This window comes from Candidatus Hydrogenedentota bacterium, from assembly GCA_012730045.1.
GTDB lineage: Bacteria > Hydrogenedentota > Hydrogenedentia > Hydrogenedentales > CAITNO01 > JAAYBR01.
Genome location: JAAYBR010000092.1, coordinates 1 through 14,057 on the forward strand (window position 1 = coordinate 1; position 14,057 = coordinate 14,057).

Consider the following 14,057-nt stretch of genomic DNA (forward strand, 5'->3'; position numbering starts at 1 on the left):
ACTGCCCCGCAGGTCTTCTTCGTACCGCAGGCGTCCCGCCTGCCTTGTCTTTGGGCTCTCGCCGTAATTTCGGCTGCCCCGTTGGGGCATGGTCCTTCTTTCCCGGCAACCCAGGGCAGGCCTGGCCCTTTGGGCGGCGGCCTGGCCTGGGCTATAGGCGGATGTCCCGTCGGGACAACAAAGACAGAATCACATAACCAAGGGACGTCCATGCCGCTCGCAGGCGTTTCTCGAGGGACATTTTAGTGCGATTGCCCTGGCGCGGCCGGGGCTTGCGGGGATTTGGCCCAAGTTGCTATGCTACTCACCGCATGGGCGGGGGGCGCGGAGTTCACACACTAGGAGTGCACGGTCAATGAGCGAAAGCCCCCTCCGGGAGGAAGCCCATGGGGCGGAGGCCCCCCCGGAAGCTTCCAGACGGCGCGTCGGGGGCTTTGTCATCGTGTTCGTGGTGACCGTGCTCTTCCTGCTGACGGCCTACCGGTACACGGTGGACACGCGCGTGAACGACTGGTACCTGTTCCAGGTCGCCCGCCACACCTCCTGGGTGCTGGACAAGATCGGGCATTCCTCCGAGCTGGAGGGCCGTTACCTATCCAACGACGATCCCGCCCACGTGCGCGCCACCCTCGGCGCCTGGAAGGACGGGCGGGAGGAGCCATTGGCGGATGAGGCGGCCCGCGCGGCCGGCGGACCCCTGACCCCCTGGGAAAAGTGGTCATACCGCGCCATCAGGGCCCGCAGGGAGGGAAAGGGGGCGGGCAACGGCCCCGGGGTCTCCTTCATCCTCCGGCCCGGCCTCTCGACGGAGATTGCCGACCTCTCGCTCCGCTTGTCCGACATGGACCGTGACACCGGCCTCTCCCGCGAGGAGCGTGAGAAGCTCCAGGGGCCCCTTCTCGCGCGGCTCAATGAGCTTCAGCAAATCCAGCAGCAAATCCGCAGGGGCGAGCGCCCGCAGGAGGAGGACACCACCCGGATGTTCCCCTTTGTGGTTGTCTCGGAGTGCGGCGCCATCGAGGTCATGGCCATCTTCCTTGCCGCCGTGCTGGCCTTCCCCGCCACCTGGCGCAAAAAGGCCGTCGGGCTCGCCGCGGGCGTTCCGCTGATGTATTCCGTCAACATTTTCCGTCTTTCCTTCCTCGGGGTGGTGGGGGCGCTGGACACGGAGCACAAGTGGTTTAAATTCGCCCACGAGTATGTCTGGCAGGCCGTCTATATCGTGTTTGTCGTGGCGGTATGGCTCGCCTGGGTGGAGTACATCGTCAAGAGGAAAAACCCATGAGGCAGGCGAAACCCCGGCAGAAGCCCCTCTGGTTCTGCGCCAAATTCGTGGTTTTCGTGACGATCCTGGTCATGCTGTGGTGGTGGATGCTCCCCGCCTACGGCTGGCTCCTCCTGCAGCTGTCGGGCGGGTTCCTGAAGCACGTCATGGGCGTCCCCGTGGTCTCCGGGGCCATCGTGCCCAAGGAGGTGCTGAACACGGGCACGGACTTGGTGTTCAACCTCTCCACCGGGCAGCGGCGGGTCATGCACATCGGCCTGCTCGCCACCAACATCCCGCCCTATTTCGCGCTCGTGCTCGCCACGGGCGGCCTCGCATGGCGCAGGCGGATCCGCGGCCTGGTCTACGGGTCCCTGATCCTGTGCCTGTTCCACCTCTCCTTCATCATCGTCGCCATGCGCTACCAGGAGGCCCTCATGCGGGCCAGCGAAATCCCCACGGCAGTGGTCCAGTTCTTTCTGACCATGCCGTTTCTGCTTTGGATTGTCTTCGCCTACTGGGACAGGCTTCTTCCGGGAAACGCCCCGGCGGCGGACAAGGGAACAGAGACCGCTTCTGAAACGCTGGAGGAAAAACCGTGAGCATCAAGGAACAATGCCGGCAGGCGCGGGACGAAATGCGCCATCATCTTCTCAACGAGCTGCTTCCGTTCTGGAAGACCCGCGGGGTGGACCGGGAATACGGCGGCTACCTCACCTATTTCGACAAGGACGGAAACCCCACGGGGGAGGACGTGAAGACCCTCATCTGCCAGCTGCGGATGATCTTCACCTACTCCTCCATCTACCGGGCCAACCTGGACCCCGACGGGGCCTTCCTGGAAATGGCGGCGCAGGGCGTGGACTTTGTCTTGAAGCACTTCTGGGACGAGAAGTTCGGCGGCTGGCACTGGACCACCCAGCGGGACGGCACGCCCATTGACAAGAGCAAAATCATGTACGGCCAGTCTTTCGGCGTCTATTCCATGAGCGAGTACGCCATGGCCTCGGGCGACCCGCGGGGCATGGAAATGGCGCTGAAGTCCTACGAGGCCATCAAGGTCAAGGCCGCCGACGTGGAGTGGGGCGGCTTCGGCGAGTTCTTCGAGGAGGACTGGCGCCCCAAGCGGCCCGGCGCCTACGGCGGCGACCGAAAGGGCTACGACGTGCACATGCACCTCATGGAGGCCTTCACCAACCTCTACGAGGCCACGGGCGACCACACGCACAAGCGGGAGACCCAGCGGATCATCAACCTGCTCTTCAACCGCATCATCCACCCGGAGCACGGCACAGGCATCGCGCAGTTCGCCTTTGACTGGACACCCCTGCGGGCCATCCTGTTCCGGAACGTGTGGGGCGCCGACCGCGATGTGGAGGACGACGAGGGGCGGCCGCTGGACAACACCAGCTTCGGGCACAACGTGGAGTGTGCCTGGCTGCTCAAGCACGCCATAGACATTCTGGGACTCGACCTGGCGGAATACCGCGGGAAGATGGCGAAACTCTTCGACCACTGCGTCCAGTGGGGGATTGACTGGGAGAAGGGCGGGGTCTTCTGCGAGGGGCCGAACCACGGCCCCGCCCGCGAGCGGAACAAGGAGTTCTGGCAGCAGGCGGAATGCCTGATCGGTTTCTCGGACGCCTACCTGATCTTCGGCGAGGAGAAGTACTGGAAGGCCTATTACAACCTCCACCGCTTTGTGATGGACGTGATGATCAACCATCCGGTGGGCGAGTGGTGGCCCCTGTTCGACGAGAACAACACCCTTCTCTGGACCCACATGGCCCATGCCTGGAAGATCAACTACCACACCGTCCGCTCCGCCATCCAGACGGAGCGCCGCCTCAACAAGATTCTCTCAGTGCTTGACGCCTGACGGACGGGGCTGCAAAAAAGCGCCGCAGCGCCCCGAAAGGGCCGCCGCGGCGCTGTCGTTTGCGCGGGGTCACCGGCCGCGCTGCCGGAGCAGCGCCACCAAGTCCTCCACCTCGTCGGTCTGGATGCCGTCCACGCCCATGGAGAGCATTTTCTCCCAGGTCTCCGGGCCGCCGTCGTCCACAAACAGCAGCGCGCCCGCCTCATGGGTCCGCGCAACCAGTCCCGGGGTGAGGTTGTCCCAGGAGGAGGCGACCACGGAAGGGGAGAGGAGGGACACGACCCGCGGCAGGTTCTTCTCGTCGCCCGGGTCGGGCATGGGCAGGCACTCCGCGCAGGCGTCCCGGAGCTTGCGGAGCTGCCCGGCCCCGGCATACCAGACGGCGTCCTCCGCCATGCCCGCCTTCCTGAGCATGCCGGCCACCACGGCGGGGTCCGCGGCCTTGAGGTCCACATAAATCCCGATGCGCCCCCGGCAGACTTCCAGAATCTCCTCGAACGTGGGGATGCGGGTCTCCGCCCACTCCGGGCCGACGCGGCTTCCGATGTCCAGGGCCTTCAGCTCCGCCAGCGTGAAGTCGGCCACCTTCCCTTTGGCGCCTTTTGCATAGGAATCCACCGTGTCGTTGTGCATGCTGACGATGCGGCCGTCCTTGGTGGTCCGCAGGTCCACCTCGACAAAATCCGCGCCCAACTCGATGGCCTTCTCGTAGGCCGAAATCGTGTTCTCGGGAATCCCGGCGTGCGCCCCCCGGTGGGCGATGACATGCACGCCCCCCTGGCGGGGGGGACGCTCCAGCCGGGGGCAGGGGTCCGCCGCCCAAACGGTCAGCGCGGCGGCCGCAAGCGCCAGCGCGCAGGGCAGGAGGCGGGCCCGCATTAGTACCTCACGTCGCGGTTGAGGAGCTGCATGAACTCGTGCCGCGTGATCTCGTCGTCGTGGAAGCTGCCCAGGACGGTGGAGGTGGTCATGACGGAGTTCTGCTTTTCCACGCCGCGCATCATGGAGCACAGGTGGCGGCATTCCAGCACCACGCCGACGCCCTCAGCCTGGGTGTGGTCCATGACCGCGCGGGCAATCTGGGCCGTGAGCCGCTCCTGGATCTGGAGGCGGCGGGCGTAGAAGTCCACGATCCGGGCGATCTTGCTCAGGCCGATCACCTTCTTGCGCGCGATGTACCCGACATGCGCCCGCCCGAAGAAGGGCAGCATATGGTGCTCGCAGAGACTGTACATTTCGATGTCCCGCGAAATGATCATGTTGTTGGACTCGGCCTGGAAGACGGCGTTGTTGATCACATCCTCCATGCGCTGCCCGTAGCCCGACGTGAGAAACTGCAGGGCCTTCGCGTAGCGCATCGGGGTCTTCAGCAGCCCCTCGCGCCCGGGATCCTCCCCGATCTCCACCAGCAATTCCCGCATCAACTGGGAAACCCGTTCAAGATTCATCGTTCAACCATCTCCCTGATTCGTTCGGAAAATGCGTCCGCCCTGCGGCACGCCGCGACGGCGTCCGGGTCCGCAAGGCCGCGAAGAAGGCGGCCCGTGCCCGGAACAGCGAGGTCTGGGTCCAGCTCCAGCGCCGCAGCCGCCAGAAAGGGGCGCTCCCAGAGGTGCGGGTCCGGCAGGACCATGCCGGCCCCCGGGCACGCACGATCCCCATACAATAGCACATCAAGGTCGAGCGTGCGGGCGGCATAGGCGTCCGCCGTGCGCTCGCGCCCCCTGGCCGCCTCCACCGGACGCAGGATTTCATCCCTGAGCGCGGCGGGGCCGTCCCCGTGCTCCACCACAACGACGCCGTTCAAATAGTCCGGCTGTTCCGGCCGCCCGATGGGCGCGGTGACGTAGAAAGGGGAGACCGCAACAATGCGGACCCGGCGCCCCAGCAGAAGCAGGCCCTCCGCAATGTTCTCCTCGGGGTCTATGTTGGATCCGACCCCGACGAGGCAGCGCTCCATGTCAGGCCCGTCCCAGATCGGCGCGGGTGCGGGAAATCTCCACGGCGACGCTGCGGGCGAAGCGCAGGGCGCCCGGCTTGTCCACCGTCACCTCGACGCGCTCCACGCGGGGATCCTCCAGGCAGAGGCGGGCCGCCTCCTCGGCGAGCCGCTCGACCAGCAGGAACTCCGACTCCTCCGCCATGGCGACCACCCGTTTCTTGACCTGCTTGTAGTCCACCGTGTCCCGGATGTCGTCGGAGGCGCAGGCCGCCCGGTAGTCCGCGTGAAGCGTGATGTTGAAAATCACATCCTGCCGCGCCACGCGCTCCTCGGGGAAAATCCCCACAATGCACCGCACCTGGAGGTCGCGGATATGTATCCTGTCCAGCCGCCGCTCAGTCATACATTGCCCCCCTCAGGTGTCTTCCGCCGTCCACATAGATGACCTGCCCCGTGACAAAGGGACTCGCCACAAGAAACAGCACCGCGCGCGCGACATCCCCGCCGCGCCCGTGCGCGTTCAGCGGGTTGGTGTGCGCGAGGGCGCGCAGATAGGACTCGTCCTTTCCCTCCGGGGGAAGCACCAGCCCCGGCGCCACGGCGTTCACGCGCACCAGCGGCGCGTACTCCACCGCCATGTCGCGCGTCAGGGTGAAAAGCATCCGCTTGGAAAGGTGGTAGGGCAGGTGCTTGCGGTCGTAGTCCCGGATCATCGTGTCCAGCAGGTTGACAATCACCCCGGCGCGCCCCTGCCGCGCGAAGGCGCGCGACGCGTGAAAGGGGGCGAGGGCGTTGATGTCCACGTGCCGGTGGACGGACGCGGCGGACATCCCGTCGAGCGTCTCCTCCTCGAAAAGGGAGGCGCTGTTGACCAGAATGTCCAGCGGACCGGCCTCCGCGACCGCCCGGTCCACCAGCGCCTCGCCCTGGAGGGGGTCCGAGAGATCGGCCTTAAGCACTGCCACCGCCGTACCGCCGGACCCCAGCTCCGCCTCAAGTTCGCGGGTTTCCCTGTCCGAGTTTCGGCAATGGAGGACCAAAGAGGCCCCCTCCGCAGCGAGGGCGCGGGCGATGTCCCGGCCGAGGCGCCTGCCCGCGCCGGTCACCAGCGCCCTGCGTCCCTCCAGTGTCCGCGCCGGCGTCATGCCTATTCCCCCGCCTTCTTCTCGGGCGCCTTCTCCCACCGGGGCTCCATCTCAAGAAACAGGGTCCGGATGCCGCGCACCACCTTGAAGACGAGCGACCGCTGGGCCTGCTCCTCCACGCCCTTCATGATTTCCTTCGCCGTGTCCACGTCCTTCGACGGCGCGCCGTTCATCTCCACGATCAGGTCGCCCGGCTGGAGCGTGCCCAGGGCCGCCCAGCCCCCGGGCTGCACCTGCTCCACCAGCACGCCCTCCTGCGTGTCCGCCCAGCGCTCCGTGGTGCGGTCGCGCAGGGTGATGTCGCGCACTGTGAACTCGAAGGTCTCGTTGGTGTAGCGCTTCATCTCCTTCGCCGTCTTGGGCGACCGGGCCAGCACTGCGGGAACCTTCACCTCGGCGCCGTCCCGGCGCACCTCCAGCTCCGCCGTGCCGCCGATGGAATACTGCCGGATGAGGGTCTCCAGCTCCGAGCTGTCCTCGGGGTTCGACGCCGTCAGGGCCTGCCCGTCCACCGAAAAGATCAGGTCCCCCGGACGCAGGGTGTCCCCGGCCTCGGGATACACGAAAGTCACGCGGAAGCCCTTGCGGCCGGCCACGCCGAGGGAGTCGGCGATGTCCTTGGTCAGCACCTGCGTCTCCACGGGAAGCCACGCCTTCTGGGCCTCGCGGCCGGGGTCCATCAGCTCGCGCACCCCCACCTTCACCACTGTCACCAGCCGCTCGGTCTTCCGGTCAAACTCGGCCAGCACGGGAATCGGGGCCGTCTGGTCCTTTGTGAGGGCCTCCGTGGCCTCCATGAATTCCTTGACGCTTTTCACCGGCGCGCCCCCGATGGAAACGAGCACGTCCTCCCATTCCAGGGGGGGCTTCGCTTCCGAGGAGGGGCCGCCCGGCCGCACAGACGTCACGAGCACGCCGTCGGAGTCCTTCCGCTTCATTTCCCGGGCCTTCATGAACGAGATGTCCCGGACCGTGATTCCCCACTGCGTCTGCTCGAACTGTTTCGGCTCGTAGGGCTCCCGCGGGACGGGGGTCACCGTCAATTCAACGGGGGCGTCCGCGCGCTCGACCACCGCGGCCACGGGGGCGCCCACCGCCAGGCCGGCGGCCAGACGGTTGAAATCGGGAAGCTGTTCCGGAAACCGGACATCCACCGGGGTGCCCGCCAGGGAGATCAGGCGGTCCCCCGGCTGGAACCCCGCCGCCTCGGCCGGCGAGTCCTTCACCACCGTGGCGACCAGGGCGCCGGTCCCCCGCGTGTCCGACTTGAGGCGCGGCTGCAGCTCAAGGCCCAGCCAGGCCCGCGCGACGCTCCCCGTCGCGATCAGCGCCTCGGCCACCTCGCGCGCAAGGTTGCCGGGAATCGCGCCGCCCAGCCCCATCTTGATCTCGTTGATGCCGATCACCTCGCCCTGGAGATTGACCAGCGGGCCGCCGCTGTTTCCGGGGAAGATGTCCGCGTCGTGGCCGATCCACCGGACCAGCGCGCCGACGTTCTCCCCGTCCTGGGAAAGGCCGCCGTCCATCCACGCGGGCATGATCACCTCGCTGTTGCTGACAATGCCCAGCGTCACGGACTGCGAGAGGGAGAGCGGGCTGCCCATGGCAAGCACATGGTCGCCCATCCGCATGAGCGACGAGTCGCCGAAGGGCACCACCGGAAACTTGCGGTCCCCCGCGCCCTTCAGCCTGATCACCGCAATGTCGGTCATCGGGTCCGTGCCCACCAGCTCGGCCTCCATCTCCGTCTTGTCCGCAAAGGTGCACTTGAGGTGCTTCGCATGCCCGGCCACATGGTGGTTGGTGATGATGTGGCCGTCCTCGCGGATGATCGCGCCGCTGCCGGAGGACTCGTTCTTCAGCTCCCTGCCGTCGTTGTAGTAGGTGTCCACCACATGGATGCGCACCAGCGCCGGCTTCACCCGGCCCACGGCCTCCTTGATGGTTCCCGCAAGTCCCGGCTCCTCCGAGGGGGCCTGAGCGAGGCCGGCGGTGGACACCGCCGCAAACAGCGCGGCCATGCAGTAAACCATTCGCGAAAAGCGCCGGAGGGGGTGGGTGGTCATGCGTCTTCTCCCTTTTTTGGCCTTGTCACCGGGAAACGCAGAAACACAAGACGCCCCGGAGATTACAGCACGGCCTCATTGTAGAGAATACGACTCGGGAGGCTCAAGAAAGGAGGAAGAGGACGGACGGAAGGGGGTGGGAGGAACACTCGAGAGCGGGGGCGGCCGCCGTCCCGGAAGAGCAGGTACTCTTGGGAAGGGGTGACGTGAGGCAGATGTCCCGGAACAAAACGGTCCGCGCCCCGACTCTCGAAAAAAAGCCGTCAGTGGATCAGTGCATGGAGGCGGGCGACCGGCGCCGAAGAGCAGGTACTCTTGGGAAGGGGTGACGTGAGGCAGATGTCCGGCTCCGGACTCCGCCCGCCTCAAAAAACAACCATGTTGACGGCCGATGATTCAACTGTGACACGCAACGCAGCTTCAGTACGTGGTGGCATACACCTCGGAAAAGTTCGTCTCCAGGGGGCCGGAAGCGAAATCGGGCAGCACCATGATGTGCAGCAGGCCGATGTCGCTCCACCCCATGTCTTCGGGCAGGGCGAGGGAGCAGGAGGTGGACCGGATGTCCGAGAGCATCCACCCCTCAATGCGCCCCTTGAAGACGGGCCGCAGACTGTTGTCCGACACATAAACATCGTAACCGGACCGCTCCAGCGGCGCACTGCCGGGCTTCCAGCGGAAGTGAAGGGCGCGCACCGCCTGCCTGTGGGTCTCCACGACAAAGACGCGCTCGGCCCGAAGCGTCCCCGTGGCTGTCCCCAAGGCGCCGCCGCTGTTGAGGGCGATGTCCTTGTCAAGATGGGCGTCCAACGCCGCCACGCGGTCCATCAGGGGGGACACGTCGGTGCGGAAGGTGATCAGCTCTTTAAAGTCCCTTCCGAGAAGCGTCGCCTCGCCGTCCCGGAGCACCGTGAAGGTGTTGCGGTTCTCCACCTGGACTTCCCCGTGCACCACCGTGACCCGCGTCGTTTCCGGGAGAATCTCCACGCCGAACTCCGTGCCAAACACGGTGATCTGCCCGTCGCGGGTGCCGACGCGGAAATACTGCTGGCCTTTTCCGACCTTGAGATGGACCATGCCCGCCTCCAGGTGGAGGCTGCGGTCATGGTTCACACGCATCCGGCTTCCCTCAAACACGCGCGCCTCGGAGGCCCCCTTCAGGGCAAGCATCACGGCCGCACCCCCGGAAGTCTCGTACACCGTGCCGGGGACAATTCCGTCCCGCACGCGCACGGACCTGCTGCGCAGGGTGACGCTGTTGGTCTGCACGGCCCGCCCCTCGCGGTGCACCACCATTCCAACCGAGGTCGCCCCCAGGGGCTGGGTGCGGGGCCACGCGATCCAGAGCACCATGACCAGCACCGCCATCACCATCATCGCCCCCACCGGAACCCAGGAGAAGCAGCGCGACAGCAAACCGCGGCGGCGTGGATGCTTGACGCGCTCCGTCAGGTCGTGCAGGGGGGCGGACGGCTCCATCCGGGGCAGGTGTCCCACCACCGGCGCCACCAAGTCGCGGCCGAGCCGTTCCGGGGCAAAGGTCTCGTACAGGGAGGCGGCCACGGCCCGCATGATCTCCAGTTCCAGCGCGCAGTCGGGGCAGGTGGACACATGCTGGTCCACCACCAGCCGCTCCGCCGCCGTGCCGTCGCCGTCAAGGCGTCCCGGCAGCAGCCTCTTTACCCGTTCGCACGTCGCCAAGTCCGTTCCCTAACTTTCTGGGTGTCGCCAAGGGCCTCGCGAAGCTGCGCGAGCGCCCGGTGAAGCACGCCGCGCACCTCCTCCGGGGTCTCCCCCGTGAACCGCGCGATTTCCTCGTGGCTTAATTCCTGCATGTACCGGAGAATCACCGGAAGGCGATACCGCTCCGGAAGGGCGTCCACCGCGCGAAAAACGCGCTCCAGCTCCTCCGCCGCCGTCGCCTCCGTCTCGGGGCCACGCCCGCCGTCCTCGAAGGACAGCGTCACCCGCGGCGGCAGGGAAACCTCACTCCGCACACGGGACAGGTTCTTCCGAAGCCAGTTCGCCGCCGTGCGCGTGGTGATCCCCTTGAGCCACGCCCCGAATTCTCCAGGGTTGTTCAACTGTCTCAGCGACCGGTAGGCCGCCCAAAAACTTTCCTGCGCAATGTCCTCCGCCGCACCGTACCGGCCCGCATAGTAGTAGGCCGTGGCGAATACCGCCCCTTGGTACCGTCCCACGAGGACGCCGAATGCCTCGGCGTCCCCTGAGACGCTCCTCGCGACTAACTCTGCATCACCGGGGTGCATCCACAGCCCCTTGCCCTTGTGCCAACCTCACGCCCTGTAATCACCCGGAGTCGGCCAAAGCCAACTTCTGTACTTAAAGTGGTGGAACCTTTCCTGATGCGCACGGGATGTTCCAATATGGAACGGTCGCCCGCTTCCCGGGCATTTCAGGCGGTCCTGAGTGCAGGTTCATCTAATTGGGACCATGCCTCACCGGACAAATCCCAGCGAAACGCGGGGCACCAACGCCCCTCTAGATGAAATATACCAGATGCGGATCCGCCGACAGGGTGGAATACCGGGAGACGCACCCCACCACCACGGCCGCTGTCCCCGGTGCCAGGCGCACCCGCTCCGCGTCGGTGGCCAGATCGAGCCCCCCGGCCCCCGCCAGAACGATGTGAAAACTCCGGGTGTCCTTCTCCCACACGGTTTCCCCCTCCGCATGACGCCGTTCGGCCGTGAAGAACCGGCATGAGCACAACATCTCCCTCGTGCAACCGGCTTGGGGCAGGGGGTGAACAGGGGAGGGGCCGGTGCAGTCCATGTCGAAATGCGTCGCCGCGAGGGCCCTTTCCCAATGCAGTTGCCGGGGCTTCCCGGCGGCATCCACCCGGTTCCAGTCGAACACCCGGTAGGTCACATTGCTATTCTGCTGGATTTCCGCCAGCAGAATGTCCTTTCCGATGGCGTGGACCATGCCCGCCGGGACGAAATACGCGTCCCCCGGCCGCGCCGGGTGGGACCGCAGCAGCGGCGCCACCGCACCGGATTCCATCGCCGAACGGAAGGCGGAGGCGTCCCCGCCGGGCACCAGGCCGCAATAGATGCGGCTGTCCGGGGTCGCCTCCAGCACATGCCACATTTCCGTCTTGCCGCCGTCGGCCTCCCCCAGCGCAGCCGCCGTCGCGTCGTCCGGATGCACCTGCACCGAAAGCAGGTCCGCCGTGTCAATCAGTTTCAGCAGCAGGGGAAACCGCCCGTCCCGCGCGGTACGCGCCGCCGTTCCAAGCAGCGCCGTGCCGTATTCCCGGACCAGCTCCCCCAAAGTGCGCCCGGCGTGGGGGCCGGCGGAGACCACACTCTGGCATTCCGCGTGGTCCGACACCAGCCACGCCTCGCCGATGGGCGTGCCGGAAGCGGAGGGGGCCAGACGGAAACCGCCCCAGATGCGCTCGAAATAAGCGGGGGCGAAGGGCAGCAGTTCAGGGACTGTATAACGCGTCATGGGGTCTCCTTCGCCGCGGGGGCCGCCGGATAGTAGCGCGAAGCGCCCCCCGTTTCCTGCTCCCGCCGCACCTGGCCCAGGGTCTCCAGCCACTCCAGATGGCCCGCCGCCACGGAAAGCCGGAAGAACATCAGGGCGGCGGAGGGGGACGGATACAGCGCCCGCAGGGCCTCGAAGGGGGTCATTCCCTCCTCCGGCAGCAGGGCCATGATCCGGTCACAGCACCGGTCCTGGCGCGCGAGAATGGCATCCGCCACCACCGGCGCGTCGCCGAATCCCCCGCCATGGCCGGGATGGCACCAGGAAATGGGCAGGCTCCGGGTCTTCATCAGGGATTCCCGGTATTCCACCAGCGTTTTCACCCGCTCGCGGCCCGCGAAAGGCCGCCGGAGGATGGGGTTGGGCGTGACCGTGGCCAGAAGATGGTCGCCCACGACGGCATCCCCCGAGGCGTGGAGGAAGAGGGTGTCCGTGGGGGAATGGCCGGGGACATGATGCACCGTGAACCCGTCCAGCACGGACCCATCCGCAAGGAAACGGTCCACGCTGTACACATCCAGATATTGGCGAAGCCGCTCACGGCCCGCGATAAACAGCTCAATCTCCCCGCCGGGCACCCCCATCTCCCGAAAGAGCGCCCGGTAGTATTCCCGGTAGGCCCCGTCAAACTGGTAGGTCATGCGGAGGCATTCCAGGGTGTCGGGGTGTCCGCAGGTCTGCGCGCCGGAAGCCTCGGCCAGCCGTCGCAGCAGGCCGATGTGGTCGAAATGGTGGTGCGTGAGCACGATCCGCTCCAGATCGCGCACGGCGACCCCCTCCGCCGCCAGCCCCGCCTCCAGCGCGGCATACGCATCCTCCGTCAGCACCCCCGTGTCAAACAGCGTGAGCGCTTCGCGCCCCCGGTACAGAAACACGTTCACCCCGCCCATGGGCAGCGAGCTCGGCAGGGGGATGCGGGTGATGCGTGGCCGTTCCATGAAGGACTCCCCCGCCTACGGGAGCAGCGGGGTCCCGGCGGGGGACTGAAGGATGTTGAAGTAGAGGGCGATGAGTTCCGGACCGAAGAAGAGATAGAGGAGCCCGCCAACGGCAAGGTAGGGGCCGAAGGGGAGGTAGTGCCCCTCCAGCGTGATCTCCTCGTCGCCGCCGCCCGCGATCGCCTCCGGCGGGTCGGATGCGGGGTCGGCGGGGGGCGCGGCGGGGGTCTTGCCGCGCGCGCGGAGCCAGCCCAGCATGGCCAGCCCCACCACGCTGCCGAGAATGGACGCCAGCATCAGGATGCCCAGCGCGCCCTTCCAGCCGAGGAAGGCCCCCAGCATGGCCAGCAGTTTCACGTCGCCGAAGCCCATGCCCGGCTTCTTCAGCAGCAGCACCGTGATCCGGTCGAGGGCGAAGAGGATGCCCCCGCCCAGCGCGGCCCCGGCCAGCGCGTCAAACACATCCGTGACCCGCAGGCCGCTGTCCGCCCCCAGCACCATGCCGCCCAGCCCCAGCAGGATGCCGATGGGGATGCCGGGAAGCGTGATATCATTCGGAATCGTCCAGTCCGCGAGGTCCTGGAAGGTCACAATGACCATGCCCGCGCACACGGCCATGTAGACCGGTGTGGCGACGGACACCCCGAATTTCCAGAAAACCCCGAGGAACAGGAACGCCGTGATCCCCTCCACCACGGGGTACACCCAGCTGATGGGCAGGCCGCAGTGGCGGCACTTGGCCCCCAGGACCAGCCAGCTCAGGAGCGGGATGTTGTCATACCACGCGATGCCGTTCAGGCACTTGGGGCACCGCGACCGCGGGCTGACCACGGAGGCGCCCGAGGGCCAGCGGCTGATGCAGACGTTGCAGAAGCTGCCCACCATCGCCCCCAGGACAAAGGACACCATCATCAGGAAACCCTGAAGCGCCTCAAACGACTCCTGCATGAAAAGACTCCTTGCCCTGTGTGTTCCGGAGGGCAAAGTATACCCGCGCCGCCGCCCCCACGCAAAACAGGCGAATTCCTGCGGACGACGGAAACAGTTCCCAGGAAAGAAAAGACCCCTACATGGATGGACAGGATGAGCAGGATAAGGCCGGGAAATCCTGTGCATCCTGTGCATCCTGTGCATCCTGTGCATCCATGTTCATTCTCCCCAAACTGCGCCCATGCGGACCCAAGACAAGGCCGGCGGGACGCCGGCGGTACGAAGAAGAGCGCCGGACCGGTTTCGCTCTCGGAAAACCCGCCTACGGGGCTGCCCGGGTCTTGCCGATGGGCGGCGGCCCCAGGGCGTCGAGGGAT

At 66.5% G+C, this 14,057-nt stretch carries 14 protein-coding genes; 3 read left to right on the forward strand and 11 right to left on the reverse strand.

What is annotated here, in order from left to right; translation table 11 throughout:
• The first annotated feature begins 355 nt into the window (after nt 1-355).
• From GXY15_09575 to GXY15_09585, 3 genes are read left to right on the forward strand one after another with little or no spacing between them, the layout of a single operon-like run.
• A complete protein-coding gene (locus tag GXY15_09575; GenBank protein ID NLV41458.1) occupies nt 356-1,285 on the forward strand; it encodes an archaeosortase/exosortase family protein in 930 nt (309 codons plus the stop codon).
• Nucleotides 1,282-1,866 (forward strand): hypothetical protein, encoded by a 585-nt coding sequence (locus GXY15_09580; GenBank protein ID NLV41459.1) that lies wholly within the window; start codon nt 1,282-1,284, stop codon nt 1,864-1,866. The genes GXY15_09575 and GXY15_09580 overlap by 4 nt, the downstream gene beginning before the upstream one ends.
• Nucleotides 1,867-1,901: 35 nt before the next feature.
• The gene (locus GXY15_09585; GenBank protein ID NLV41460.1) at nt 1,902-3,143 is read left to right on the forward strand and encodes an N-acylglucosamine 2-epimerase; all 1,242 of its coding nucleotides are present in this window, start codon (nt 1,902-1,904) and stop codon (nt 3,141-3,143) included.
• Between the two features lie 69 nt (nt 3,144-3,212).
• On the opposite strand, the gene GXY15_09590 is transcribed toward GXY15_09585, so the two are convergent.
• The 11 genes from GXY15_09590 to GXY15_09640 all read right to left on the reverse strand — a co-directional run bounded on the left by GXY15_09590 (nt 3,213) and on the right by GXY15_09640 (nt 13,698).
• Nucleotides 3,213-4,022, reverse strand: a complete 810-nt coding sequence (locus GXY15_09590) for a glycerophosphodiester phosphodiesterase family protein (protein NLV41461.1) — start codon at nt 4,020-4,022, stop codon at nt 3,213-3,215.
• The gene (folE, locus tag GXY15_09595) at nt 4,022-4,591 is read right to left on the reverse strand and encodes a GTP cyclohydrolase I FolE (GenBank protein ID NLV41462.1); all 570 of its coding nucleotides are present in this window, start codon (nt 4,589-4,591) and stop codon (nt 4,022-4,024) included. The genes GXY15_09590 and folE overlap by 1 nt, the downstream gene beginning before the upstream one ends.
• A complete protein-coding gene (gene folK / locus GXY15_09600) occupies nt 4,588-5,103 on the reverse strand; it encodes a 2-amino-4-hydroxy-6-hydroxymethyldihydropteridine diphosphokinase (GenBank protein NLV41463.1) in 516 nt (171 codons plus the stop codon). The genes folE and folK overlap by 4 nt, the downstream gene beginning before the upstream one ends.
• Nucleotide 5,104: 1 nt before the next feature.
• Nucleotides 5,105-5,488: a dihydroneopterin aldolase gene (gene folB, locus GXY15_09605; GenBank protein ID NLV41464.1), complete on the reverse strand. Its 384-nt coding sequence runs from the start codon at nt 5,486-5,488 to the stop codon at nt 5,105-5,107.
• On the reverse strand, nt 5,481-6,230 hold the full coding sequence (locus GXY15_09610) for an SDR family oxidoreductase (GenBank protein ID NLV41465.1): 750 nt from the start codon (nt 6,228-6,230) through the stop codon (nt 5,481-5,483). The genes folB and GXY15_09610 overlap by 8 nt, the downstream gene beginning before the upstream one ends.
• A 2-nt stretch (nt 6,231-6,232) precedes the next feature.
• On the reverse strand, nt 6,233-8,296 hold the full coding sequence (locus tag GXY15_09615) for a PDZ domain-containing protein (GenBank protein ID NLV41466.1): 2,064 nt from the start codon (nt 8,294-8,296) through the stop codon (nt 6,233-6,235).
• 420 nt (nt 8,297-8,716) lie between these two features.
• A complete protein-coding gene (locus tag GXY15_09620; protein NLV41467.1) occupies nt 8,717-9,997 on the reverse strand; it encodes a hypothetical protein in 1,281 nt (426 codons plus the stop codon).
• A complete protein-coding gene (locus GXY15_09625) occupies nt 9,976-10,497 on the reverse strand; it encodes a sigma-70 family RNA polymerase sigma factor (GenBank protein ID NLV41468.1) in 522 nt (173 codons plus the stop codon). The genes GXY15_09620 and GXY15_09625 overlap by 22 nt, the downstream gene beginning before the upstream one ends.
• Before the next feature lie 301 nt (nt 10,498-10,798).
• Complete coding sequence (locus GXY15_09630) at nt 10,799-11,773, reverse strand: class I mannose-6-phosphate isomerase (GenBank protein ID NLV41469.1); 975 nt, start codon at nt 11,771-11,773, stop codon at nt 10,799-10,801.
• Nucleotides 11,770-12,750 (reverse strand): MBL fold metallo-hydrolase, encoded by a 981-nt coding sequence (locus GXY15_09635; protein NLV41470.1) that lies wholly within the window; start codon nt 12,748-12,750, stop codon nt 11,770-11,772. Before GXY15_09635 ends, GXY15_09630 begins: the two co-directional genes overlap by 4 nt.
• Before the next feature lie 15 nt (nt 12,751-12,765).
• The gene (locus GXY15_09640) at nt 12,766-13,698 is read right to left on the reverse strand and encodes a prepilin peptidase (protein NLV41471.1); all 933 of its coding nucleotides are present in this window, start codon (nt 13,696-13,698) and stop codon (nt 12,766-12,768) included.
• Between the last annotated feature and the right edge of the window lie 359 nt (nt 13,699-14,057).